The organism is Streptomyces sp. NPDC042100, assembly GCF_055582325.1.
Genome location: NZ_JBVJDK010000014.1, coordinates 109,669 through 133,221, shown reverse-complemented (window position 1 = coordinate 133,221; position 23,553 = coordinate 109,669). Strand labels below are relative to the sequence as shown.

Annotated in this window: 12 protein-coding genes; 4 read left to right on the top strand and 8 right to left on the bottom strand. The window is 72.5% G+C overall.

Going from position 1 to position 23,553, the window contains the following annotated elements:
* The 6 genes from ACZ6J5_RS28620 to ACZ6J5_RS28595 all read right to left on the bottom strand — a co-directional run.
* On the bottom strand, nt 1-1,121 hold a 1,121-nt coding region (locus tag ACZ6J5_RS28620), incomplete at its 3' end, for a DUF8189 domain-containing protein (protein WP_469396258.1).
* A 113-nt stretch (nt 1,122-1,234) separates the two neighbouring features.
* Nucleotides 1,235-2,221, bottom strand: a complete 987-nt coding sequence (locus ACZ6J5_RS28615) for an alpha/beta hydrolase (RefSeq protein ID WP_469396256.1) — start codon at nt 2,219-2,221, stop codon at nt 1,235-1,237.
* A gap of 144 nt (nt 2,222-2,365) precedes the next feature.
* Nucleotides 2,366-3,304 carry a tetratricopeptide repeat protein gene (locus tag ACZ6J5_RS28610; protein WP_469396254.1) on the bottom strand — a complete coding sequence of 313 codons (939 nt, stop codon included), beginning with the start codon at nt 3,302-3,304 and terminating at the stop codon, nt 2,366-2,368.
* A gap of 147 nt (nt 3,305-3,451) precedes the next feature.
* The gene (gene cpt, locus ACZ6J5_RS28605; protein ID WP_469396252.1) at nt 3,452-3,985 is read right to left on the bottom strand and encodes a chloramphenicol phosphotransferase CPT; all 534 of its coding nucleotides are present in this window, start codon (nt 3,983-3,985) and stop codon (nt 3,452-3,454) included.
* 63 nt (nt 3,986-4,048) lie between these two features.
* Nucleotides 4,049-5,461 (bottom strand): carboxylesterase family protein, encoded by a 1,413-nt coding sequence (locus ACZ6J5_RS28600; protein ID WP_469396251.1) that lies wholly within the window; start codon nt 5,459-5,461, stop codon nt 4,049-4,051.
* A complete protein-coding gene (locus tag ACZ6J5_RS28595; protein ID WP_469396249.1) occupies nt 5,458-6,807 on the bottom strand; it encodes a D-arabinono-1,4-lactone oxidase in 1,350 nt (449 codons plus the stop codon). Before ACZ6J5_RS28595 ends, ACZ6J5_RS28600 begins: the two co-directional genes overlap by 4 nt.
* Before the next feature lie 165 nt (nt 6,808-6,972).
* Here ACZ6J5_RS28595 and ACZ6J5_RS28590 point away from each other — a divergent pair, with 165 nt between their 5' ends.
* From ACZ6J5_RS28590 to ACZ6J5_RS28580, 3 genes are all read left to right on the top strand, one after another.
* Complete coding sequence (locus ACZ6J5_RS28590; RefSeq protein WP_469396248.1) at nt 6,973-8,205, top strand: amino acid deaminase/aldolase; 1,233 nt, start codon at nt 6,973-6,975, stop codon at nt 8,203-8,205.
* Nucleotides 8,206-8,392: 187 nt separating this feature from the next.
* Nucleotides 8,393-9,049, top strand: coding sequence for a TetR/AcrR family transcriptional regulator (locus tag ACZ6J5_RS28585; RefSeq protein WP_469396246.1), 657 nt, complete (start codon nt 8,393-8,395; stop codon nt 9,047-9,049).
* Between the two features lie 57 nt (nt 9,050-9,106).
* Entirely contained in the window at nt 9,107-10,033 is a 927-nt protein-coding gene (locus ACZ6J5_RS28580) for a threonine/serine dehydratase (RefSeq protein WP_469396245.1), read from the top strand.
* Between the two features lie 25 nt (nt 10,034-10,058).
* On the opposite strand, the gene ACZ6J5_RS28575 is transcribed toward ACZ6J5_RS28580, so the two are convergent.
* Complete coding sequence (locus tag ACZ6J5_RS28575; protein ID WP_469396244.1) at nt 10,059-10,679, bottom strand: L-threonylcarbamoyladenylate synthase; 621 nt, start codon at nt 10,677-10,679, stop codon at nt 10,059-10,061.
* A 139-nt stretch (nt 10,680-10,818) separates the two neighbouring features.
* Nucleotides 10,819-15,810 carry an FG-GAP-like repeat-containing protein gene (locus ACZ6J5_RS28570; RefSeq protein ID WP_469396242.1) on the bottom strand — a complete coding sequence of 1,664 codons (4,992 nt, stop codon included), beginning with the start codon at nt 15,808-15,810 and terminating at the stop codon, nt 10,819-10,821.
* 404 nt (nt 15,811-16,214) lie between these two features.
* Between ACZ6J5_RS28570 and ACZ6J5_RS28565 the strand changes: the two genes are divergently transcribed.
* Complete coding sequence (locus tag ACZ6J5_RS28565; RefSeq protein WP_469396241.1) at nt 16,215-23,456, top strand: polymorphic toxin-type HINT domain-containing protein; 7,242 nt, start codon at nt 16,215-16,217, stop codon at nt 23,454-23,456.
* The last annotated feature ends 97 nt before the right edge of the window (nt 23,457-23,553 follow it).

Below are 23,553 nucleotides of genomic sequence, written 5' to 3'. Positions count from 1 at the left end.
ATCCGCCCGTCCTGATTGTGATCCACGGTCAGATCACGCCCGCCACCGCCGAAGTCCTCCCAGCCCGACCAGCCGCCGTTCACCGCCGTCTGGTACAGATGCTGGAACGTGCTCCCATTGAGAGCGAACACCTCAAGCCGCCCGTCCGGAGACTTCTCCATCTCCACCCGGGCGTCCGCCGGACCGCCACCCGTCGGCTCCCAGCCCGACCAACCGCCGCTGGGCGCCGTCTGATAGCGGTGGAACAGGCCGACCGGACCCGAGGCGAAGACCTCCATGCGCCCGTCCGCATTGGTACCCACGGCGATGTCACGCCCACCGCCGCCGAAGTCCTCCCAGCCCGACCAGCCACCGGAAGGCGCCACCTGATAACGGTGCTTGAACGTACTGCCGTTGATCGCGAACACCTCCAGACGCCCGTCCGCGTTCGCCGCGATCGCCAGCTCCCCGCCGCCCGGACCGCCCAGGAACTCCCAGGTGGACCACTCGCCGTTCGAGGCGAGCTGCCAGGCGTGGTGGACTCCGTCGGCACCCGCCGCGAACACCTCCAGGCGCCCGTCGGCCGAGCGGGCCGACACCACCCGGCCGGACTCCGCCGGGTAGACCGGCGGCGGGGTCTGCGGGGTGCCGCCGGGGACACAGGAGAGGGTGACCCCGCGCTCGGCGAGGTACACCTCGGGATCGATCCCGTACGAGGTCGAGGTGTCGCCCCAGATCCTCAGGTGCAGGTGGGGGCCGGTCGAGTTGCCCTCCTGCCCCATCAGGGCGATCCGCTGCCCGGCCGTCACATGCTCGCCGACGGCCACGAAGCGCTGGTACATGTGCCCGTACTCGGAGATCCGTCCGTCGGGGTGCAGGATGCGGATCCACTGGCCGTAGCCGTCGGCGTAGCCGGAGTGGGTCACCTCGCCGTCGCCGATGGCGAAGATCGGCGTACCGATGTCGTTGCCGATGTCCACGCCGTTGTGGCCGCTGTGGAAGCGCTGGGTGACCTCGCCGGCGGCCGGGCAGGCCGCCGTGGCGGCGACCGCCCGGACGGCCGCCGGCGCGGCCGCCGGGACGACGGTCCCGGCGGCGGCGGGCGGGGCCGCGAGCAGTACGGGCGTGAGGGCCGCGGTCACGGCCAGCAGGACCCGCAGGACGCCGCGGGCGCGGCCCGCTCGACGGATCCGCGGGGAGCGTGGGGCGCCTGGGGCGCGCGGGGAAAGAGCGGGCAGCACGTCGTGGTCCTCCGTCAGGCCTTGCGCAGCCGCGCGACGACGCCGTCGATGTCGCGCTGCAGCATGTCGTGGCGGATGAAGTGGCCGCCGGGCAGCTCGTACGACTCGTGCGGGATCCCGGCCCGGTCGAGCAGCGAGCGGAACTCGCGCTGTCCGGCGAGGACGTGCGTCTCGTTGGCGGTGTCGAACCAGCTGACCGGGTCGGGGCTGGTGCCGGCGACGAGGAAGACCCGCTTGTTGCGGTAGCTCTCGATGCGCTGCACCGGGTTGTCGGCGCTGACCCGGGCCTCGTCCCAGAACGGGGCCCCGTAGACCGTGCCGCCGCCCAGGTCCAGGGCGGAGGTGGCGTTCGCCCAGTGGACCACGGTGCCGTTGTCGCGGCGCAGGCTGGCCGGGCCCGAGTGGGCGCTCACCGAGGCGAAGTGCCCGTAGTACTTGGCGGCGTACTTCAGCGCGCCGAAGCCGCCCATGGAGAAGCCGGAGACCGCCCGCCCGTCGTACTCGGCGAAGGTGCGGAAGTTGGCCTCCACCCACGGGAGAAGCTGGTTGATGTGGAAGTGCTCCCAGTTGCGGGGGCCCACGTTGGAGCTGACCGGGTTGGAGTACCAGCCCAGGTGGCCGCCGTCGGGCATGACGACGATCAGCCGGCGGCCGGCCGTCCAGTCGCGGATCCGCTCGCGGTCGAAGGTGATGAAGTCCTGGTCGCTGCCGCCGCCGTGGAAGAGGTAGAGCACGGGGTAGGTGCGGCCGCTGTAGTGGTAGTCGTCCGGGAGCAGCACGTTGACGCCGGGGTTCCAGCCGATCGCGTCGGTCGCGAAGCGGTAGTACCACATGCGGTAGTCGCTCTCGTTGCGGTCCACGATCCGCAGGCCGAAGCCGTCGCCGGCCGCGGCGGCCGAGGAGGCCGAGCCGAGCACGCCTCCGGCGCCGAGGGCCAAGGCGGCGGAAAGGCCGCCGGCGGACTTGAGGATGCTCCTGCGGGTGGGGGGCTGCGCGGTCAACGGGGGACCTCCTGGTCGTCGCGCGACGGTACCGGTGGATCGGCATCAGGACGCTAGCGACGCGTCCCGGCGCGAGGAATCCGGAACCTTACGGACTGACAAAGGCGGCCGGTCGGGCTACCGGCGGAGGTTCGCCCGTACGGCTCAGAGGCCCGCCGGTCCCAGGAGGCGGCGCAGGGCCTCGTAGCCGCGCCGGTCGTACGGGTCGCCGAGGTCGACGAACACGGTGTGCAGGGCGCCGTCGCGGGTGTACACGTCGAGGTGGCCGCTGGAGTAGGAGGGGCGGCGGCCGGTGGCCCACTCGGCGGACTCGATCTCGGCCGGGTCGAAGCTCCGGGAGCCGAGCCGGACGGACTCCCCGGGCAGCAGGAAGCCGGGGTCCAGGTCGTGCAGCAGCGTGCGGGCCTGGCTCGCGGTCCGCTCGTCGGCTCCGGCGATCGCCCGCAGATACACCTCGCGCGCCTCGGGCAGCCGGTCGCGGGCGGACTCGACGAGCCGCCGGTGCGCGCGGTGGGCGGTGTCGCCGCGGAAGGGCGGCTCCATGGCGCGCAGCCACAGGGCGCCGGCCTCGTCGGTCGCGCCCTCGTCGGCGGCGAGTCCGCCGAGGTTCAGCAGCGCCTTGCGGGCGTGCTCGGGGTGCCCGCTGCCGAGGGCGCGCCGGTACAGCTCGCGGGCGTGCGCCCGGTCGCCGGAGCGCTGCTCGAAGACCGCGTAGTTGAACAGGGACTGCGGGGCGTGGTCGGGGTGCCCGGTGGCGATGGCCCGCTCGAAGGCCTCGCGGGCGGCGGCGGCGCGCCCGTCCTGGGCCTCCAGGACGGCGAGGTTCGCGAGGGCCATGGGCCCGATGTCGGGGTGTCCGGAGCGGGCGGCCCGCTGGAACGCCTCCCGCGCGCCGTTCACCCACCCGGCGGTCCGGTCCTGGACCCCCTGCTCGAACGCCGCCCGGGCGGCGGCCTCGATCGTGTCGGGGGTGCGGCCCGTGCCGCCGCCGTCCGTCGTGCCCGCCGCCCCGCCCGCCGCCCCGTCCGTCGTGCCGTCCACCGTCGCGTCGTCCCCCAGGTCGCCCCGTATGCCGTCCACCACCGTCAACTCCCCTCGTCTCCCGTCGTCTCCCCCCGGGTACGCGCCCACTCGCACCCCGGGCACGCCCCTCCCGTACTCCCGCAACTGGCTTACTGCCGTACTCCCGTACGCGCCCCGTCGCCCCCTCGTCCGCGCCGGACCGGTCGCTCAGCGGACCTCGGCCGCGATGCGGCGGGCGCAGTCCAGTGCCTCGGTGTGCGTGGTGTCCACCTCCAGGTCGTAGCGGACGCCCTCGTGGACCTGCCCGGCCTGGAGCGCGGCCATGCCGGGGGTGCGGTCGCCCCGGGCGGTCTCGCGGCCGGTGGCCACCCCGGCGTCGCAGCGGACGCCGACCCACAGCACGTCGAGTCCGTCGAGGTGCCGCAGCCAGCGCCGCTGGGAGGCGGCGCCGCCGAGGAAGACCTCGTCGACGACGATCCGCGCGCCCGCCCGGGCCATCGCCGCGATGCCCGCCGTCCACGCCTCCTCCAGCCTGCCGAACTCGGCCCCGACGCTGACCCCGCCGTCCTCGGCGAACGCGATGCCGTCCTCGGACGCGCGCATCCGGGCGGGCAGCGCGTCCACGAACGCGTCGGTGCCGAAGGCGAGCCAGGGGCCGGGGAGCACGGACTGGAGGCAGCGTACGATTCCGGACTTGCCGGCGCTGGAGCCCCCGTTGAGGATGATCACCTGAGTCGTCACCGCGCCACCCTAGGCACAGGGGCACGGCCCGGGGAAACGCGTTTCGGCCCGGGCCGCCCCGTCTCAGTCACGGGTGATCCGGTGTACGTACGGGGGTGCGGCGTCGGGCAGATACGCGGGCCAGCCCGGGTCGCCGGTCGCGGTGAAGGCGGCCAGCGCGCCGCTGAACGCACGGGCCAGCTCCCGGTCCCGCGCGTCGACCGGGCCGAGCATCGGGGCGCCCGCGTAGGCGTCGAGCCGGTCGAAGGCGAAGGGCAGGTCGGCGCAGTGCGGGGCGCCGAGTCCGGGCACGGCGGTGGAGGCGCGGGCGAAGCGGTAGACGTGGGCCGGGGTGCCGTGGGCGGCGCAGGCGCGGGCGAGGGTGTCGACGCCCTCGCCGAACGCGGCCCGGGTGACGCCCGCGACGAGTTCGGCCGGGGCCTCGGGCCCGAGGAAGGCGGCGGCCTCGTGCTCGGTGCTGCCGACGAGGACGCCCTTGCCCGCGAGCGCCCCGGCGGCGAGGGCCGTCGGCCAGGCGGTCCGGTGCCCGGCGCCGCCGAGGACGGGGTGCAGGGGCGGGGAGGCGTCGCGCGGGCGGGCGAGTTCGGTCGCCACGCGCGCGTACGTGTCGAGGAGTCGGGGGACGGGCACCTCGCTCAGGGCCTCGGCGAGTCCGGCGCCACGGGCGAGGCCGAGCGCGGCGAGGAAGTGGTCGGCGGCGCGGTCGGCGTCCTCGGGCCGCTGCGGGAGGAGGCTCCAGGGGCCGCTCTGCAGGACGAGCCGGTGGACCAGCGGGCCGGTCTCCGGGTCGAGCGCGAGGGCGAGGGCGGAGTACGCGCCCGCCGACTGCCCGCCGACGGTGATCCGCGCGAGGTCCCCGCCGAACGCGCCGACGGTGTCCCGGACCCAGCGCAGGGCGGCGGCCTGGTCGCGGGAGCCGAGGTTGTCGGCGCCCAGCTCCGGCAGGCTGAGGTAGCCGAGGGGCCCGAGGCGGTAGTTGGCGGTGACGACGACCACGTCCCCGGCGGCTGCCAGCCGGGCCCCGTCGTACCAGTCCCAGCCGCTGGAGCCGCTGCTGAAGCCGCCGCCGTGGAACCAGAGCAGCACCGGGCGGCGCCGGTCCGGGCCGGTGGCCGGGGTCCAGACGGTGAGGTGGAGGCAGCCGGCCTCGTCGCCGTCCGGGACCCGGTCGCCCATCACCCCGGCGAGGCGGCTGGGGCCCTGCGGCACCGACGGGCCCGGGCGCGTGGCGTCGCGGACGCCGGGCCAGCCGGGGTGGGCGGCGGGCGGCCGGAAGCGGAGCGGGCCGACGGGCGGGGCGGCGTACGGGATGCCCCGGAACGCCGTCACCCCGGGCACCCCGGGGTCCGGCACGCCCCGCAGGCGCCCCTGCGGGATCTCCAGGACCACGCCCGCGGCCTCGCCCCCCGCACCCGTCATGCGGTCGCCCGCGCTGCTGTCCGTGCTGCTGTCTGCGCTGCTGTCGTCCCTGGTCACTCGCCCAGTCTGCCCGCACCGTCCGCCGCCTTCGGCGCGGGGCCGAGCACCCGGTCCAGATACGGGTTGGCGAAGAGGCCGGTCGGGTCGACCTCGTCCCGTACGTTCGTGAAGGCGTCGAAGCACTCGTAGCGGGGGCGCAGCGCGGCGGCGTCGAGATCGTGCATCTTGCCCCAGTGGGGGCGTCCGCCGAAGGAGCCGAGGATGTCCTGGCAGGCCCGGAAGTACCGTTCGTGGGGCATCCGGTGGTACTGGTGGAAGGCGATGTAGCAGCTCTCGCGCCCGTACGCGGTGGAGAGCCAGACGTCGTCGGGGGCGGCGAAGCGGACCTCCAGCGGGAACGACACCCGCTCGTCGTGGCGGTCGATCCACGCCTTGATCTCGCGCAGCGCGTCCACGGCGTCCTCGCGGGGGATGGCGAACTCGCCCTCGTGGAAGCGCACGTCGCGGACCGAGGCGAAGACCTTGTACGAGAGGTCGGTCCACTCGCGGGCGGACATGGCGCGGGCGGCGAAGCGGGTGATGGGCGGCACGAGCCCCGGGAAGCGGGTGCCGAGCCGGTTGAGCAGGTCGAAGCCGGGGCCGCTGACGGCCTCGTCGAGCTTCCGGGAGAGCTCGCCGATCGGCTTCAGCGGGGTGTCGCCGGGGAGCCGGGTGAAGCTGCGGGTGAGCGTGGTGCCGCTGTGCGGGAACCAGAAGAACTCGAAGTGGTCGTTGGTGTCGGCGAGTTCGTGGACCCGGGCCAGGGTCTCCTCGACCGGGCGGGCCTCGTCGCGGGCGTGCAGCGCGAAGAGCGGCACGCACTGGAGGGTGACCCGGGTGAGGATGCCGAGCGCGCCGAGTCCGACGCGGGCGGCGGCGAAGAGCTCGGGCCGTTCCTCGGCCGAGCAGCTGACGAGGGTGCCGTCGGCCAGGACCAGTTCCAGGGCCCGCACCTGGGTGGCGATGCCGCCGAAGCCGGTGCCGCTGCCGTGGGTGCCGGTGGAGATGGCGCCGGAGACGGTCTGGCGGTCGATGTCGCCGAGGATCTCCAGGGCCAGCCCGTGCTCGGCGAGCAGCGGGTTCAGCCGCCACAGCGGCATCCCCGCGCCGACCGTGACCAGGCCGGTCGTGCGGTCCACCGATTCCAGCGTCGCGAGCCGGTCCAGGCGGAGCTGGACGTCGGGGGCGACGGCGACGGAGCTGAAGGAGTGCCCGGCGCCGACGGCCTTGACCCGGTTCCCGGCGCGCGCGGCGGCCGTCACGGCCGCCGCCACCTCGCCGGCGTCCATGGGGCGGATCACCCGTACGGGGCTGGCGTGCTCGCTGCCCGACCAGTTGCTCCACGTGCCCGCCACGTTCGTCATGCCCGGGGTCCTCTCGCAGGGTTCGGCGGTCCGCGCGCCGTAGCGGACGCGGTGCACGGAAGACTGAACTCGGTCAGTTGTCCAAGTCAAGCGTCCTGAACCATTGACTTGGACGGGTGACCGGGAGATGGTGACGGCCCGAACCGCGCAGTCAGGGGAGCAGCCATGCCGGCCACCACCGCACTCCGCGCCGCCGCCGCGCCGATGTCCTTCGAGGAGCTGCGCCGGGTCACGGCCGAGCTCAGTCCGCCGTTCGCCGTGGTCGACCTCGGGGCGCTGCACGCGAACGCGGCGGGGATGGCCCGGCGGGCCGGCGGCAAGCCGATCCGGCTCGCCAGCAAGTCGCTGCGCTGCCGGCCGCTGATCGAGCGGGTCACCGGACTGGCGGGCTTCTCCGGCGTCCTGGCGTTCACGCTGCCGGAGGCGCTGTGGCTGGCCCGTACCGCCGACGCCTCGGTGGGCGACATCCTGGTCGGCTACCCCTGCGTCGATCCGGCCCCGCTGCGCGCCCTCGCCGCCGACGAGGCCGCCGCCGCCCGGGTCACCGTCATGATCGACTCGCTGGAGCACCTCGATCTGCTGGACGCCGTGCTCGGCGCGGACGGTCCGGCCGTGCGGGTCTGCCTCGACCTGGACGCCTCGCTGCGGCTGCTCGGCGGCCGGGTGCACCTGGGGATGCGCCGCTCGCCGCTGCACAGCCCGGCCGCCGCGGCGGCGCTGGCGCGGGCCGTCGTGGCCCGGCCTCGGCTGCGGCTGGTCGGCGTCATGTCGTACGAGGGGCAGATCGCGGGGGTCGGGGACGACCAGCCGGGCTCGCCGCTGACCCGCTCGGTGCTGCGCCTCGTCCAGCGCACCTCGGCCCGGGAGCTGCGCGCCCGGCGGGCGGCGGCGGTCCGCTCGGTGCGGGAGGTCGCCCCGCTGGAGTTCGTGAACGGCGGCGGGACCGGCAGCCTGGAGGGCACCTCGGCGGAGCCGGCGGTCACCGAGCTGGGGGCCGGCTCGGGCATCTACTCCCCCACGCTGTTCGACCACTACCGCGCCTTCCGGCCGGTGCCCGCCGCGTACTTCGCGCTGGACGTGGTGCGGCGGCCCGCGCCCCGGCATGTGACGGTCCTCGGCGGCGGCTGGATCGCCTCGGGCCCGGCGGGCGCGGACCGGCTGCCGGTGCCGGTGTGGCCGACGGGGCTGCGGATGCTGGCCCAGGAGGGCGCGGGTGAGGTGCAGACCCCGCTGACCGGGGACGCCGCCGACGCGCTGCGCCTCGGCGACCGGGTCTGGTTCCGGCACGCGAAGGCCGGGGAGCTGTGCGAGCGGGTGGACCGGCTGCACCTGGTGGAGGCGGGCCGGATCGTGGACGTCGTGCCGACCTACCGGGGCGAGGGCCACGCCTTCCTGTGACGCTTCCGCCGGTCGCCGTCACGCCTACGCCGGTTCCCGCGACGCTTCCGCCGGTCGCCGTCACACTTCCGCCGGTTCTCACGCCGCCACCGGTCGCCGTAACGCCTCCCACCGGACCGCGCCGGCACCGTGCGCCCCGGCTCGGGATAGCGTGCTCCGACGTTCCCCCTCACCTCCGGGAGTTCCCATGGGCCGCCGATCCGCCGACGAGCGCCGCGAGCAGCTGATCGACGCGGCGATCCGGGTCATGATCCGCGACGGCGTGGCCAAGGCGACCACCCGGGCGGTGGTCGCGGAGGCGGGGCTGCCGCTGGGTGCGTTCCACTACTGCTTCCGGGCCAAGGAGCAACTGCTGCACAGCGTGATCGAGCGGATCATGCTGCGCTCCCTGGACCCGCCGGCCCTGCCTGCCCTGCCTGCCCCGCCTGCCCCGCCTGCCCCTAGGGAGGCGGAGGGCTCGCCCACGGTCGACGAGGTGGTCCGGGGCACCCTGCGCGCCTACTGGGCCAGGGTCCGGGCCAACCCGGACGAGCACCTGCTGACGTACGAGTTGACGCAGTACGCGCTGCGCAAGCCGGGGCTCGCCGATGTGGCCAGGGGCCAGTACCGGCACTACACCGAGGTGAGCCTGCGGCAGTTGGAGTCGATCGCCCGCCGCTCCGGCGCCGAGTGGACCCTGCCGCTGCCGGTGCTGGCACGGTACGGGCTGAGCGTGCTGGACGGGCTGACGCTGAACTGGCTGATCGACCGGGACGACGCGGCGGCCTCGGCGGCCCTCGACACCTACGCCGACCATCTGGTCACGCTGGTCAGGCCCGTGGCGGAACCGGCCGCCGCGCGCTGACCCGTATGGCAGTGTTCGGAGTACGGCAAGCACCACCACCCGATCCTGGAGCCGCACGTGCACACGCTGAGCCACGCCGACGTCAAGACAGCAGCCGACCGGATCGCCGGCCAGGTCCGACCCGTCACGGTCGCCCCCGGTGACGGCGACGGGGTGTGGTTCGCCCTCGAACTGATGCAGCACACCGGTTCCTTCAAGGCGCGCGGCGCGCTGAACTTCCTGCTGGCCCACCGCGAGGCGGGGACCCTGCCCGCGGCCGGGGTCACGATCGCGTCCGGCGGCAACGCGGGGCTCGCCTGCGCCTGGGCGGCCCGCCGCCAGGACGCGCGGGCCACGGTCTTCCTGCCGACGACGGCGCCGAAGCTGAAGGTGGAGCGGCTGCTCGGCTACGGGGCGGACGTGCGGCTGGTCGGCACCGAGTACGCGGAGGCCCTCGCCGCCTGCGAGACCTTCGCGGCGGAGACCGGGGCGCTGGCCTCGCACGCGTACGACCACCCGCTGATCGCCGCGGGCGCGGGCACCCTGCTGGAGGAGGTCCGGCGGGGGCTGCCCGGCCTGGACACGGTGGTGGTCTCGGTCGGCGGCGGCGGGCTGTTCGCCGGGGTGGCCGCCGCGGCCCGCGAGCACGGCGTCCGGGTGGTGGCGGTCGAGCCGGAGAACTGCCGGGCGCTGGGCGCGGCGCTGGAGGCCGGGCGGCCCGTGGACGTGACGGTGGACTCGGTGGCGGCGGACTCGCTGGGCGCCCGCCGGGTCTCGGCGGCGGCGCTGGAGGCGGCCCGGCAGGACGACGTCCGGGCCGTGCTGGTCACCGACGCCGAGATCGTGCGGGCCCGCCGGGCCCTGTGGGACGAGCGGCGCCTGGTGGTCGAGCACGCCGCCGCGACCGCCCACGCCGCCGTGGGCGCGGCCTACCGGCCGGAGCCGGGCGAGCGGGTCTGTGTCGTGCTGTGCGGCGCGAACACGGACCCGTCCGACCTGGTCTGAGCGGGGGCGGGAGGCCGGGCGCCGGTCACTCGAAGCGCGAGGGGTCGCCCGCGCCGCGCCGGATGATCTCGGCCTCCCCGCCGGAGAAGTCGACGACCGTGGTCGGCTCGGTGCCGCAGTCGCCGGAGTCGACCACGGCGTCCAGGACGTGGTCGAGGCGCTCCTTGATCTCCCAGCCCTGGGTCAGCGGCTCGGCCTCGTCGGGCAGCAGCAGGGTGCTGGAGACCAGCGGCTCGCCGAGCTCGGCGAGCAGGGCGCGGGTCACGGTGTGGTCGGGGATGCGGACGCCGACCGTCTTCTTCTTGGGGTGCTGGAGGCGGCGCGGGACCTCCCGGGTGGCGGGCAGGATGAAGGTGTAGCTGCCCGGGGTGGACGCCTTGATGGCCCGGAACACGTCGTTGTCGACCTGGACGAACTGTCCGAGCTGGGCGAAGTTCTCGCACACCAGGGTGAAGTGGTGCCGGTCGTCAAGGTGCCGGATCGAGCGGATGCGCTCCAGTGCCTCGTGGTTGCCGAGCCGGCAGCCGAGCGCGAAGCAGGAGTCGGTGGGATACGCGATGAGGGCGCCGGCCCGGAGGCTGTCGACGACCGTGCCGATGGTGCGGGTCTGGGGGGTCTGCGGATGAACGTCGAAGTACTTGGCCATCATCCGACCCTAACGGGAATCCGCTCTTCCGGGAGGGTGGCGTCGGGCCACGGCGGGAAACACCTCGCCCTCCGGGACCGCGAGGGGTCCCGGAGGGCGAGGGTTCTCATGACCGGATCACGAGCGGGTCAGGCCGGGGTCACCAGGTGCCCTGGAGGGACTGCCAGCTCTTCAGGCCGTTCTCGAAGCCTCCGTCGGCGCGTCCCTTGAAGGTGTACGCCGAGGTCGTGCCCTGGCTGTCGTTGTACATGATCGCGATGTCCTCGCGCCCGTCGTGGTCCGTGTCGCCGGAGACGGGGAACGAGGCATCCTGGACGTGCCAGGTGTTCGCGGGCGCCTGCCAGCTGCGGACGTCGTCGTTGAGCGTGCCGTCGGCCTTGGCCGTCAGCGTGAACAGCGAGGAGTTGCCGTAGCCGTAGTCGTACATCACGGCGAGGTCGGCGCGGCCGTCGCCGTTGTAGTCGCCGGCGGTGAGCTTGGAGCGCCACCACTCCCACTGGCCCGGGTTCCGGTGGAAGGACGGGGTGGTCGTCGCGAAGCCACCGTCGGCCTTGCTCAGCATGGTCCAGGCGGTGACCGAGCCGTCGTTGTAGCCGTAGAAGGCGACGAGGTCGTCGCGGCCGTCGCCGTTGAAGTCGCCGCCGACGAACTTGGTCTGGCCCTGGCACCAGTTGCCGCCGCCGGAGCGCCAGCTCCCGAAGATGTTCTTGAACGTGCCGTCCGCGTTCGACAGGAAGGTGTAGGCACCGGTGTCGCAGTTGCCGTGGTCGAACATCATGGCCACGTCGTCGCGCCCGTCGCCGTTGAAGTCGCCGGCCACCAGCTTGCCCTTGGCGGCGTCCCAGTTGCCCGGGCCCGTGTAGGCGCTGCGCGCGATCGAGGTGAAGGTGCCGTCGGCCTTGCCCAGGAAGGTGAACATGCCGCTGGAGCCGTCACCGTAGCCGTAGAGCGCGGCCAGGTCGTCCCGGCCGTCCCCGTTGAAGTCGCCGGAGACCCACTGGGACTGCGAGACCCGCCAGGTCCAGGCGCCCTGGGTGTGGGCGGCGACGGGGGCCGCGAAGCCGCCGTCGGCCTTGGCCGCGTGGGTGAACAGGCCCATCGCGTCGCTGCCGTAGTCGTAGACGGTGGCCAGGTCGGAACGGCCGTCGCCGTTGAAGTCGCCCGACAGCTCCTTGCGGACGCCGTCCGTGCGGTCGGTCCAGTGGTGCTCGACGGAGACGCCGGTCCACCGGTTGTGCCGGATGTAGCCGTTCTGGAAGTCGGTCCGGGGACCGCCCGTGACGTCGTACTCCTCCGACTGCGGGTAGCCGAGCCAGCTCTTGCCGCCGCCCAGCTCCAGCCACTTGTTGCGGATGGTGCCCCACACGCCCCAGGCCTGGCCCGTGGTGGTGGTCCAGAAGATGGAGCGGGTGTCGGAGGTCTCGCCGCGGCGCCGGAAGTGGTTGTAGCGGCCGATGCCGTCGTCGACGTTGGTCTCGTCGGTGGTCGGGTAGCCGAAGCCGGACGGGCCGCCGAGCTCCAGGTACTTCTTGTAGATGGTGCCGTGGATGGAGCGTCCGCCGAAGTCGTACGTCCAGTAGATGGCGCCGTCGCCGCCGGAGCCCCGGAAGGTGGTGACCCAGGCGTCGCTCTCGAAGGTGGTCGACTCGTCGGAGGTCGGGTAGCCCAGGAAGCCCCGCTCGGCGCCGAGCGAGCGCCAGTAGTCGCGGATGCCGTTCTGGACCATCCAGGCGCCGGTGGTCGGGTGCCAGTAGATGGAGGCGTTCTCGCCGTTCTGGCTGTTGTGGCGGATGCCGGCGTAGCGGCCCTCGCCGTCCGCGGCGACCAGGACGTCCGTGGTCGGGTAGCCGTAGCCGCTGGGGCCGCCCTTGGCCAGGTACTTGGCGAGGATCGGGCCGCACAGGCTGTGGGTGCCGGTCGCGGCCGAGGTGAAGCTCTGGCACTCGGTCCAGGGGGTGCCGCCGAGGACGAGCCTGCGGCCCGCGCCGAAGACGGAGCCGCCGCTGGGGGCGCGGCCGGGGAACTCGGTGATCTCGCCGGTGGCGTCGCGCGACCACAGGTCGGCGTAGCCGTTGCCCTCGAAGTCGCCGTTGCTCTGGAGGTGCTGCGGCGAGGTGAAGCCGGTGGCGACGGCGGTGGCGCGGGCGGCGGCCTCGCCGTAGACCGCGAGGTCGGCGGCGGTGGTCGCGGCCGGGTCGGTGGTGGTCCGGCTGGTGTACTGGTGGATCTTGCCGGTCACCTTGTCGCGGGCCCAGATCTCGGGCAGCCCGTCGCCGTTGAGGTCGCCGGGGGCGATCAGGGTCATGTTCTGCCAGTCGGCGTTGCCGAGCAGGATCGGCGGGACGAGGCCCTGCTCGGTGACGTCGAGGTAGCCGCCCGTGGTGCCGAGGTACAGGTAGAGCTGGGCGCCCGCCTTGACCAGCAGGTCGGGCTGGTCGTTCGCGTCGACCCTGCCGTCCTTGGAGTCGTCGTCGACGCTGCCGATGACGAGGACCTGGTCGGCGTGGGCCCAGTGGTCGTTCTCCTCCATGACGGTGGCCAGCGGGATGCGGTTGGCGTCGATGGGCTGGAGGTCGCCGTCGCCGTTGCCCGGGTAGACGATCAGGTCGTTGCGGCTGCCGTCGGGGGACGGGCGCAGCGCGACGAGGTCCTCGTAGTAGTCGGTGTTCCAGCTGCCCCGGTGGGACAGGGACACGGCGTCGCCGAAGGGGCCCCGGTTGGTCAGCTTCTTCGACAGGTCGAAGGTGCCGTCGCCCTTGCCGGGGTGCATCCACAGCTGCCCGGAGCCCGGGTCCACGCTCCAGATGTCGACGGTGCCGTCGCCGTTGAGGTCGCCGGGCTTGTCACGGGTCGGCTTGCGCTTGGCGTAGAAGAGGTACGCCTTCAGGTCGGAGCGGTTGCCCGCCGCGTCGAGGCTGCGGACGAAGAGGGTCTGCGGGCCCGTCGTGGACGGGGTGTACTCGACGGTGGCCTCACCGCCGGCCTGGGCGGGGGCGGCCTCGCGCACCTTCGGGTCGGACTCGGTCCACCACTGGTACTTCACGACGTCGGACTCGCCGTTGGCGTTGAAGGTGAAGGCGCCCTTGGTGCGGGCCTCGGAGGTCTTGTCCGGCTCGTTCTCGGGGAACTGCGCCGAGGAGACCTTGGGCGGGTGGCCGGGCCGGGTCGCGTCGATGCTGAAGACGCACTGGCCGGCCCACGGTCCGGCGGCGTAGTCGTCGAGCGCGCGGACGTCCCAGCGGTAGGTGCCGGTGGGGAGCTCGGCGGCGGGTATGCGCACCTGGGCGACGTTGCCGCTGGTGACCCACACCTGGGGCCGCTTGATGGTGCCCCAGTAGTCCTTGTCGTTCCAGAGGTTGAACTCGGCGCGGATGCCGCTGTCGTCGGCGTCCGAGACGCGGGCGCGCAGCACGACCTCGTCGGTGGTGCCGATCATGCCGCCGCCGCAGGACACGGAGGGGTCGGAGCCGCGCTCGCCGACGGGGTCGGGCACGGTGTTGTACTGGGTGGAGATGCGGGCGCTGTCCGGGTTCATCTTGCGCCAGGACACGTCGACGGTGTCGTTGGCGGACCTCAGGCCCATGGTCCAGGCGGGCCAGTGCCAGCGGGCCGCGTCGGCGACGGCGGAGGTGACGTTGAGCTCGATCAGGTCGCCGTCGCCGGGGCAGTTGCGCCCGCCGAAGGACTGGCCGGAGGAGTCCACCATGCGCTTCCAGGCGGGCTGGTTGTTCCAGGTGGTGCCGCCGCCGATGCCGTCGGTGTCCCAGATCTGGATGTCACCGGACTTGCAGCTCCAGGAGCCCGCGTACTTCTGCTGGATGCGGAAGGTCGACGACAGGATCTGCTTGTCCCACAGGGCGCCCATGCCGACCTGGAAGAAGGTCTTCGCGCAGACGACGTTGTTGTTGTTCGCGGCGTCCTTGGCGCAGCCGACCCGGGCCTCCTTGCTGAGGGTGCCGCCGTTCCAGTAGTTGGTGTTGGCCGAGTTCGGGAAGGAGTTGTGCTTGTACGCCAGGGCCCACGCCGACTTCCAGTCGTCGCGCCACTGGGGGTCGATGACGACGGGGTAGCGGGTGCCGGGGGCGGTGAGCAGCTTCCGGTCGGGCGTGAGGGTGAGCGTGCCGCCCTTGAGCGCCACGCCGAGGTCGGCCTGCCGGGTGCCGGTGGAGATGCCGTCGACGGCGGGGACCCGGTCGGCGACCGGGGCCGGGGCCGCGGACTCGGCCTTGGCGGTGCCGGCGGCGGTACGGGCCTGGGGCGCGGCGGCGGTGCCGGTGGCCCCCGCCGTGGTCTCGGTGGCCGGGCGGTCGGCGCCGGAGTCCCACATCTGGGGCTTGGCGGAGGTGAAGAGGGCCTTGCCGGAGGGGTCGAGGGCCCGCAGTTCGCCGTTGGCCTCCTTGCGGAGGGTCACGCCCTTGCCGGTGAGGCCGAAGCCGAGGGAGGCGAGGGCCGGGTCGTCGGCCGCCGCGCGGTTCTTGACGACCAGCTGGTGCGAGAAGCCGGTGACGTCGGCGGTGACCCGCAGGTCCACACCGCGCAGCACCTCGGGGTAGACGGCGGTGTCGCCCTCGACGCGCGGGGCGGGCAGCGGCTTGGGCCAGGTCAGGGAGATGTCCCGGCCGTCCTTGCGCATGGTGACGAGCGGGGCGGTGCCGCCGCCGGAGAAGCTGAGGCCGACGCGGGTGGCGCGCGGGCCGATCCGTCCGTCGCGCTGTCGGCTCAGGCCCGTGTCCGCGGCCACCAGCTTCCCGTCGCGGCGGACGCGGATCGGGGTGAGGGCGTGGTTCTGGGTGAACGTGCCGTCGGGGTTGGCCCAGACGTCGTCGGTCTCGGTGCGCTTGGAGGGGAGTTCGACGGGCTTGCCGGAGCGCTTGGCCGCCGCGCTCGCGGCGGCGTGCAGGGCGGTCTCGGCCGGGTCCGCCGTACGGCCCTTGGCCGCGGCGGCGTCCGAGGCGGCCTTGGTACGGCCGGAGGCGTCCGCCGGGCCGTCGGCGACGGCCTCGGTGACGGGCAGCGCGGCCAGCAGCGCGGCCGCCAGGAGGGCGGCGGTGGCGCGGGTGGCCGTGGCGCGGGCGGCCGGGGTGCGGCGGGGCGGATCGTCGACGCGGGGGCGCGTCGGGGTGGGTCTCACTGAGCGGGTCCTCGGTGGTCGGTCGGTCACCGCGCCGGAGCGGGTGTCCGAGATCGGTCGCCCGGGACCGCACCACGAGGACGCCTTTCGGCCACCTCGACGGTCGGCCGTGGGCGTTCGATTATTTGTAGCAGCAGCGGGGCATCCCGCGTGAGCCCGATCCCGGTGGGCGTCCCCCAGGGGACGGCCCGCCGAAGGGCAGGTTGACGGAGGCTCACATTCCGCCGTTCTCCGCGGTTTTATCCAAGACGACCTGCCCCTTTCTCCTGATACACCCTCACCCGGCAGGTGCGGGGGCGCTCGACGCTCCGGGATGCCGACTGTTAGGTTCGGCGCCGTCCCATAAAGCGTGATCATGACACCTTCACGCTGCTCTCATCCTGGTCTCATGGAGTGTTCGAATCTTGAGAAGATCCAAGGCGCACGCCTGGCGTGCGCCTCTGAGGCGTGCCTGGCGGTGGCCGATACCGCTGCTGGCACTGAGCCTGCTGACCACCGGACTCACCCCCGTGGATGCCGACGCGGCCTCCTCGGACCTGCGGCTCCCCGGTACCCAGCGGCTGACGAAGGTCGGCGGCGCCCCCGTCACCGGCAAGCCGGCGGCGGGCCCCGCCGAGTCCCAGCGCAAGACCTGGAAGCAACCGCCCACCATCGCGTGGCCGAAGGCGGGTTCGGCCGAGATCACGCTGCCGGCTCCCGAGATCGCGCCCACCGGGCAGCGGAATCCGGCCGCCCGTAGCACTCTCGCCGCCGCGAAGCCCGGCGCGCCGGGCAAGCCGGTCACGGCCGGCAAGGCGGTCCGCGCGGGCGCCCTGCCGGTGGCGGTCGCCGCGCTCCCGCCCGGCACCCCCGTCGCCCGGCCCGCCGGGACCGCCCCGGCCGGCGCGTCCGGACCGGACGCGCGCGACCTCGGGCGGTCCGCCGCAGGAGCGGACACCGCCCCGGTCACGGTCAAGGTCGGCCTGCTCGACCAGGCGGCGGCCCGCCGTGCCGGTCGCGCCGGCAGCCTGCTGCTCTCCGTCCAGCGCACCGACACCGGCGCCGCCCCGGCCCCGGTCTCGGTCGAACTCGACTACAACGCCTTCAAGAACGCGTACGGCGGCGGCTGGGGCTCCCGGCTCCGCTTCACCGCGCTCCCGGCCTGCGCCCTGACCACGCCGGACAAGACGGAGTGCCGGACCGGCACCCCGGTCACCACGGTCAACGACCCGGTCACCGGCAAGCTGGTCGCCACCTTCGACGCCCCGGCCCGGCCCGCCGCCGCGACCGGTGGCGCGACCGGTGGCGCCCGGCTCGCGAAGGCCGCCGCCGGCGCGCAGGCCGTGACGCTGGCCGCCACCGCGGGCGCGGACGGCGCCAACGGCACGTACAAGGCGACCTCGCTGAACCCGAGTGGCGCCTGGCAGGCGGGCGGCTCCGCGGGCGACTTCTCCTGGTCGTACCCGCTGGACATCCCCGCCTCGCTCGGCGGCCCCAGCCCCTCGCTGACCCTCGGCTACTCCAGCTCGACCATCGACGGCCGCACCAACGCCTCCGCACAGCAGACCTCCTGGGTCGGCGACGGCTGGGACCTGGCCTCGAACTTCATCGAGCGGTCCTATGTGCCGTGCAGCCAGGACAAGCGCCCGAACTCCGGGTTCAACAACCCGAAGGACGACACCGGCGACCTGTGCCACGGCGCGCCCATGGTCACGCTCTCCCTGAACGGCGGCTCCACGCAGCTCGTCCTCGACGACACCACCAAGAAGTGGCGTCCGGCCAAGGACGACGGCTCCCGGGTCGAGCTGCTCACCGGCGCCCAGAACGGGGACAAGGAGGGTGACCACTGGCGGTTCACCAACCCACAGGGCATCCAGTTCTACTTCGGCCTCAACCGGGTCCCGGGCTGGACGGCGGGCAAGCCGCTGACCAACTCCGCCTGGACCGTCCCGGTCTACGGCAACCACCCCGGCGAGCCCTGCTACAACGCCACCTTCGCGAACGCCGTGTGCGACCAGGCCTACCGCTGGAACCTCGACTACGTCGTGGACCCGCGCGGCAACGCCATGACGTACTGGTACGAGAAGGAGACCAACTACTACGGCTCCAACTACCAGATCGCCGGCGGCTCCACCGCCCGCTCCTACGACCGCTCGGGCTGGCTCGACCACATCGCGTACGGCCTGCGCGGCGACGCCCTGTTCGCCGAGCCGCCGGCCCAGGTGGACTTCGAGGTCGTCGAGCGCTGCCTGGCGACGGCGGACTTCGACTGCGCGCCCGGCAAGCTGAAGCCGGACGTCGACTGGAACATCGCCAAGCAGTGGCCCGACACCCCCGGCGACCAGCTGTGCGCCCAGGGCGAGGAGTGCAAGGGCCGGTTCACCCCGACCTTCTTCACCCGCAAGCGGCTGGCCGAGGTCACCACCACCGTCTGGAACGGCGTCGAGCGCAAGCCGGTCGACACCTGGAAGCTCGTCCAGGACTTCCCGATGACCGGTGACGGCACGGACTACCCGCTGTGGCTGTCCGAGATCCGGCACACCGGGCGCAACGGCGGGGACCTGCCGCTGCCGCCGGTGAGGTTCCGCGGCAAGCAGCTCGACAACCGGGTCGACGGCACCGGCGACGGCAAGCCGCCGTACAAGCGCTACCGCGTCGAGGCGATCGACACCGAGACCGGCTCGACGATCCTCGCGCACTACGCCGACACCCAGTGCACGACCACCGTCCTGCCCTCGTCCCCCGAGGCGAACAAGCTGCGCTGCTACCCGGTGATCACCGAGATCCCGGACCCGAACGACCCCAAGCGCGAGCGCAAGCTCTACGTCACCGACTGGTTCCACAAGCACGTCGTCGACTGGGTCCAGGAGGAGGACCGCAACGGCAACTCGCCGACGCGGCGCACCGAGTACCAGTTCCTCGGCGACCCGGCGTGGGCCTACGACGACGAGACCGAGATGATGCGGCCCAAGACCCGCACCTGGTCCCAGTGGCGTGGCTACGAGCGGGTCCGCACCCTCATCGGCGTGGCGCCGGACCGGCGCTCCCAGACGGAGACGCTGTTCTTCCGGGGCCTCGACGGCGACCGGGCGACGCCCACCGGCGGCGCCCGCTCGGTCAAGGTCAAGGACTCCGAGGGCAACGAGCTCCCGGACCACCGCCTCTTCGCCGGCCAGACCCGCGAGGTCCTGGCGTACGACGGCGAGGGCGGCCCGCTGGAGGCGGCGACCACGTACACTCCGTGGCTGCGCGGCCCCACGGCGACCCGCGTGCGCAAGGGCGCGGTCCCGGAGGAGGACATCGAGCCGCAGCAGTCGTTCGTCCAGCAGACGAGCGACGTGGCCTCCCGCATCCTCCTCTCCGACGGCCGCGGCTGGCGCCGCACGGCGATGCACACGGAGTACGACGACCGGGGCTTCGCCCAGTCGGTCTCGAACCGCGGCGACATCGCCGACCCGTCGGACGACAGCTGCACGCGGTACGAGTACGACGAGGACCCGGCGCGGTGGATCATCGCGCGGCAGAAGCGGGTGGAGTCCGTCGCGAAGGCGTGTGACGCGACGGACGTGGCGCGTCCGGCGGACGTGACGTCGGACGTGCGGATGCGGTACGACGCGGCCGGCAACGTGCAGTCCACCGAGTCGCTCTCGGGCTACTCGGGCGGCACGCCGCAGTACACGACGGACGGCAGCGCGGAGTACGACGCGTACGGGCGTCCGACGGCGACCACGGACGTGTTCGGCAAGGTCACGCGGACGGCTTACACGCCGGCGTCCGGTCAGATCGTGACGAAGGTCGTCACGACGAACGCCCTCGGTCACACCAAGACCACCGAGACCGACCAGGGCCGCGGTTCGGTGCTGGTCCAGACGGACGCCAACAACCGCAAGCAGGTCATGCGGTACGACCCGCTCGGCCGGCTCCTGAAGGTCTGGTCCCCGGACCGCGACCCGCAGACCAAGTCGCCGGACGGCGAGTTCGCGTACGACGTCCGCACCGACGGCCCGGTGGTCATCACCAACAAGGCCCTGCTGGACGACGGCACCTACCGCACCAGCTACGACATCTACGACGCGAGCCTGCGCATCCGCCAGACCCAGATGGAGGCGCTGGGCGGTGGACGGGTCATCACCGACACCTTCTACAACAGCCTCGGCCAGGTCTGGAAGAGCAACGGCGCCTACTACACCGAGGGCACTGCCTCGGGCGTCCAGTGGGGCCCGAAGGACAACGAGGTCCCGTCCTCGACGGTGACCCAGTACGACGGCTCCGGCCGTGCGACCGCGCAGATCTCCCGCAGGTTCGGCGTGGAGACCTCGCGGACCACGACCAGCTACGGCGGCGACAACATCACCGTCGACCCGCCGAAGGGCGAGACCCCGACCCGGGCCTTCCTGGACGGCGCGGGCCGCAAGACGGAGCTGCGCTTCTTCAAGGCGGACTCGCCGACGGGGGCGTACGACACGACGCGGTACACGTACAACCGGCGCGGCATGCTGGAGTCGGTCGTCAGCCAGGCCGGCGACAAGTGGGGCTTCGAGTACGACATCCGCGGGCGCCAGACCAAGCAGACGGACCCCGAGAAGGGCACGTCGACGATCAAGTACGGTGCCGGCGACCGGGTCGAGTCCGCCACCGACGCCCGCGGCAAGACCGTCGCACCGGAGTACGACGTGCTCGGCCGGGTCGTCGCCACGCACGAGGGCTCGATCACGGGCCCGACGCTGACGTCGACCACCTACGACGCCCTGCCTGGGGCGATCGGCCTGCCCGTCACCTCCACGCGCTACGTGGGCGGCAACGCCTACAAGCAGGAGATCACCGGCTACGACACCGAGTACCGGCCCACCGGGTCGAAGGTCACCATCCCTGCCTCGGAGGGGGCGCTCGCCGGTACCTACAGCTTCTCCAGCGGCTACCGGGCGAACACCGGCCTCAAGGCCTGGTCGATGCAGCCGGCAGTGGGCGGCCTGCCCAGCGAGATCAGCACGATGACGTACAACCACTTCGAGCTGCCTACGATCATGGGCGTCGGGGGGAAGGCGTTCGTCGGCAAGGTCGACTACTCGCCGATGGGCGACGTCCTGCGCACGGAGTCCGGACCCGCCGGCTCCCAGGTCTACGCGACGAACTACTACGACGAGCAGACCCGTGACCTCCTGCGGACCGTCAACGACCGCGAGGTGTCGCCGAGCCGGATCAACGACACGACGTACGAGCGGGATGACGTCGGCAACATCCTGAAGATCTCGGACACGGAGGGGTCAAGCGGCCCCACCGACGTCCAGTGCTTCACGTACGACTACCTGCGCCGCATGAACGAGGCATGGACCTCGACCGACGACTGCGCCGCCAAGCCCGGCTCCACCGGTCCCGGCTCCACCCCGTCGGTCGGCGGCCCGAACCCGTACTGGACCTCGTACAGCTTCGACGCGGCCGGCAACCGCACGAAGGAGATCCAGCACTCCCCCACCGGTGACCTCACCAAGGACGTCACCCGCCTCTACACCTACGGCACCCCGGGCCAGGCCCGCGCCAACCAGCTGACGAAGGTCGACACCTCCGGGCCGGGCGGGTCGCGCACCGAGTCGTACACGTACGACGAGGCGGGCAACACCCGTACGCGGACCATCCAGGGCAACACCCAGACCCTGGACTGGGACGTGGCCGGACAGCTCGCGAAGGTGACCAAGGGCACCGAGTCGACGGAGTTCGTCTACGACGCCGGCGGTAATCGTCTGATCAAGCGCGACCCGACCGGCACAACGCTCTACCTGCCGGGCACTCAGGTCAAGCTGACGGCGGCGGGCAAGCTGGAGGGCACGCGCTACTACGCCCACCCGGCCGGTCCGACCCTTGTGAAGACGGCCAAGGACGGCGTCATCACGACGTCCTATCTGATGGGTGACCAGAACGGCACGGCCACCACGTCCGTGGACACATCGACCTCCGCCATCACGCGCCGTAAGTTCACCCCCTTCGGCGAGGTGCGCGGTACGGCACCGTCCGTATGGCCGGGGAAGAAGGGCTTCGTCGGCGGAGAGATGGACGAGTCCTCGGGTCTGGTCCACCTGGGTGCTCGTGAGTACGACCCGGCAACGGGGCGGTTCCTTTCCGTCGACCCCATCGTCGACTACAACGAGCCCAAGCAGATGAACCCGTACGCCTACGCGAACAACTCGCCGGTGACGTACGCGGACCCGAGCGGTCTCTCGATCGCGCCTCCGGTGATGCCCGTCATGGACTTCACCGCGGCGGAGGAGGCCTGGGCCAAGATGGTCCAGGGCAAGAGCGCCCTGGACGTCGCCCTCGAGGTCGCCATCGGCATCCTCAAGGACGTCTCGGGCTACAACGACATCAAGGCCTGTCTCGGCGGCGACGGCTGGGCCTGCGCGGGTCTCGCCCTCGACGCGGCACTGCCCTTCGCGGGTCGTGCCAAGCGCATCCTGAAGGCCCTCGACCGGGCCTGGGAGGCCTTCAACAGCTGGGCTTCGAAGCTCGCCCTGGCCCGCGACATCATGCGCAGGGTCGAGCGTTACCAGCAGGCCATGGCCAAGTACGCCGAGGACCTGGCCGAGTGGAAACGCCAGATAGAGGAAGCTGCCGAACGCGCGAGAAAACTGGAGGAAGAGGCCGCGGCGGCCCGAAGAGCCGCCCAGGAGGCTGCTGCCGCAGCCGCCAAGAAGGCCGACGAGGCCGCGGCCACAGCAGCCAAGCAGGGCAAGTCTTCGGCCCAGAAGGCCAAGAAGGCCGACGGAGACGGAAAGTCCTCGAAGTCCTCCGAGTCCAAGAAGGCGGACGAGCCCAAGAAGTCGGGCGGCAAGGACAGCGACACCGGCGGCTCCGAGAAGGGCACGTGCAACAGCTTCGTGCCCGGCACTCAGGTGCTGATGGCGGACGGCTCCTCGAAGGCCATTGAGGACGTCGAGATCGGCGACCAGGTCGTCGCGACCGATGAGAAGTCGGGCGCGACGAAGGCCCGACCCGTCGTCGCCCAGATCATCGGCGAGGGGCAGAAGAACCTCGTCGAGATCAAGATCGACACCGACGGCTCCAAGGGCGACGCCACAGAGAAGCTCACCGCCACCGACGGCCACCCCTTCTGGGCCCCGGCCCTGGGAACGTGGCTGAAGGCCACCGACCTCACGGCGGGCGAGTGGCTGCGCACCTCGTCGGGATCATGGGTCCAGGTCACCGAGGTCAAGCGCTGGACCCAGCACAAGAAGGTCCGCAACCTCACCGTCGCCGGTGAGCACACGTACTACGTTCTGGCCGGGGTGAAGCCGGTCCTCGTACACAACTGCGAGGGAATCGACGACGACACTCACGGGAAGCTCCAGAAATCGCACGGCAATGACGTTGCCGATGGTGTCGACTACAATCACCAGCGCATGTGCACGGCCTGCAACACCGCACAGGAAGCGGCCGATCACAGCATCAAGGGAATCGGCAAGAACATCCAGGGACTGGCCAACTACCTGCGGGATCAACGCGATATGGGGATGACACACGTCGACCGGAGAAAACCGGGAACGACAGCCAGACGCGATGAGACGAGGCTGGACAAGGACGGCAGAGGAGTGACGATCGTCCAGAACTCCTACTACGTCCACGCCTATCACCAGTCACTGGATGAGTTCAACAGTATCTTCAACGCCCTAGGATGAGGCCAGTTGCTTCGCAGAGTCGGCCTCAGGGCCTTGGGGAACGGGTACATTCTCACTCTCACCCCCACCCAATTCGAGATGATCAGAAGAGTGCTCG

Bases quoted from the DNA above. Each gene is read 5' to 3' on its own strand.
- ACZ6J5_RS28595 (WP_469396249.1), bottom strand. From the start codon at position 6,807: ATGACGAACGTGGCGGGCACGTGGAGCAACTGGTCGGGCAGCGAGCAC.
- ACZ6J5_RS28590 (WP_469396248.1), top strand. From the start codon at position 6,973: ATGCCGGCCACCACCGCACTCCGCGCCGCCGCCGCGCCGATGTCCTTC.
- ACZ6J5_RS28585 (WP_469396246.1), top strand. From the start codon at position 8,393: ATGGGCCGCCGATCCGCCGACGAGCGCCGCGAGCAGCTGATCGACGCG.
- ACZ6J5_RS28575 (WP_469396244.1), bottom strand. From the start codon at position 10,679: ATGGCCAAGTACTTCGACGTTCATCCGCAGACCCCCCAGACCCGCACC.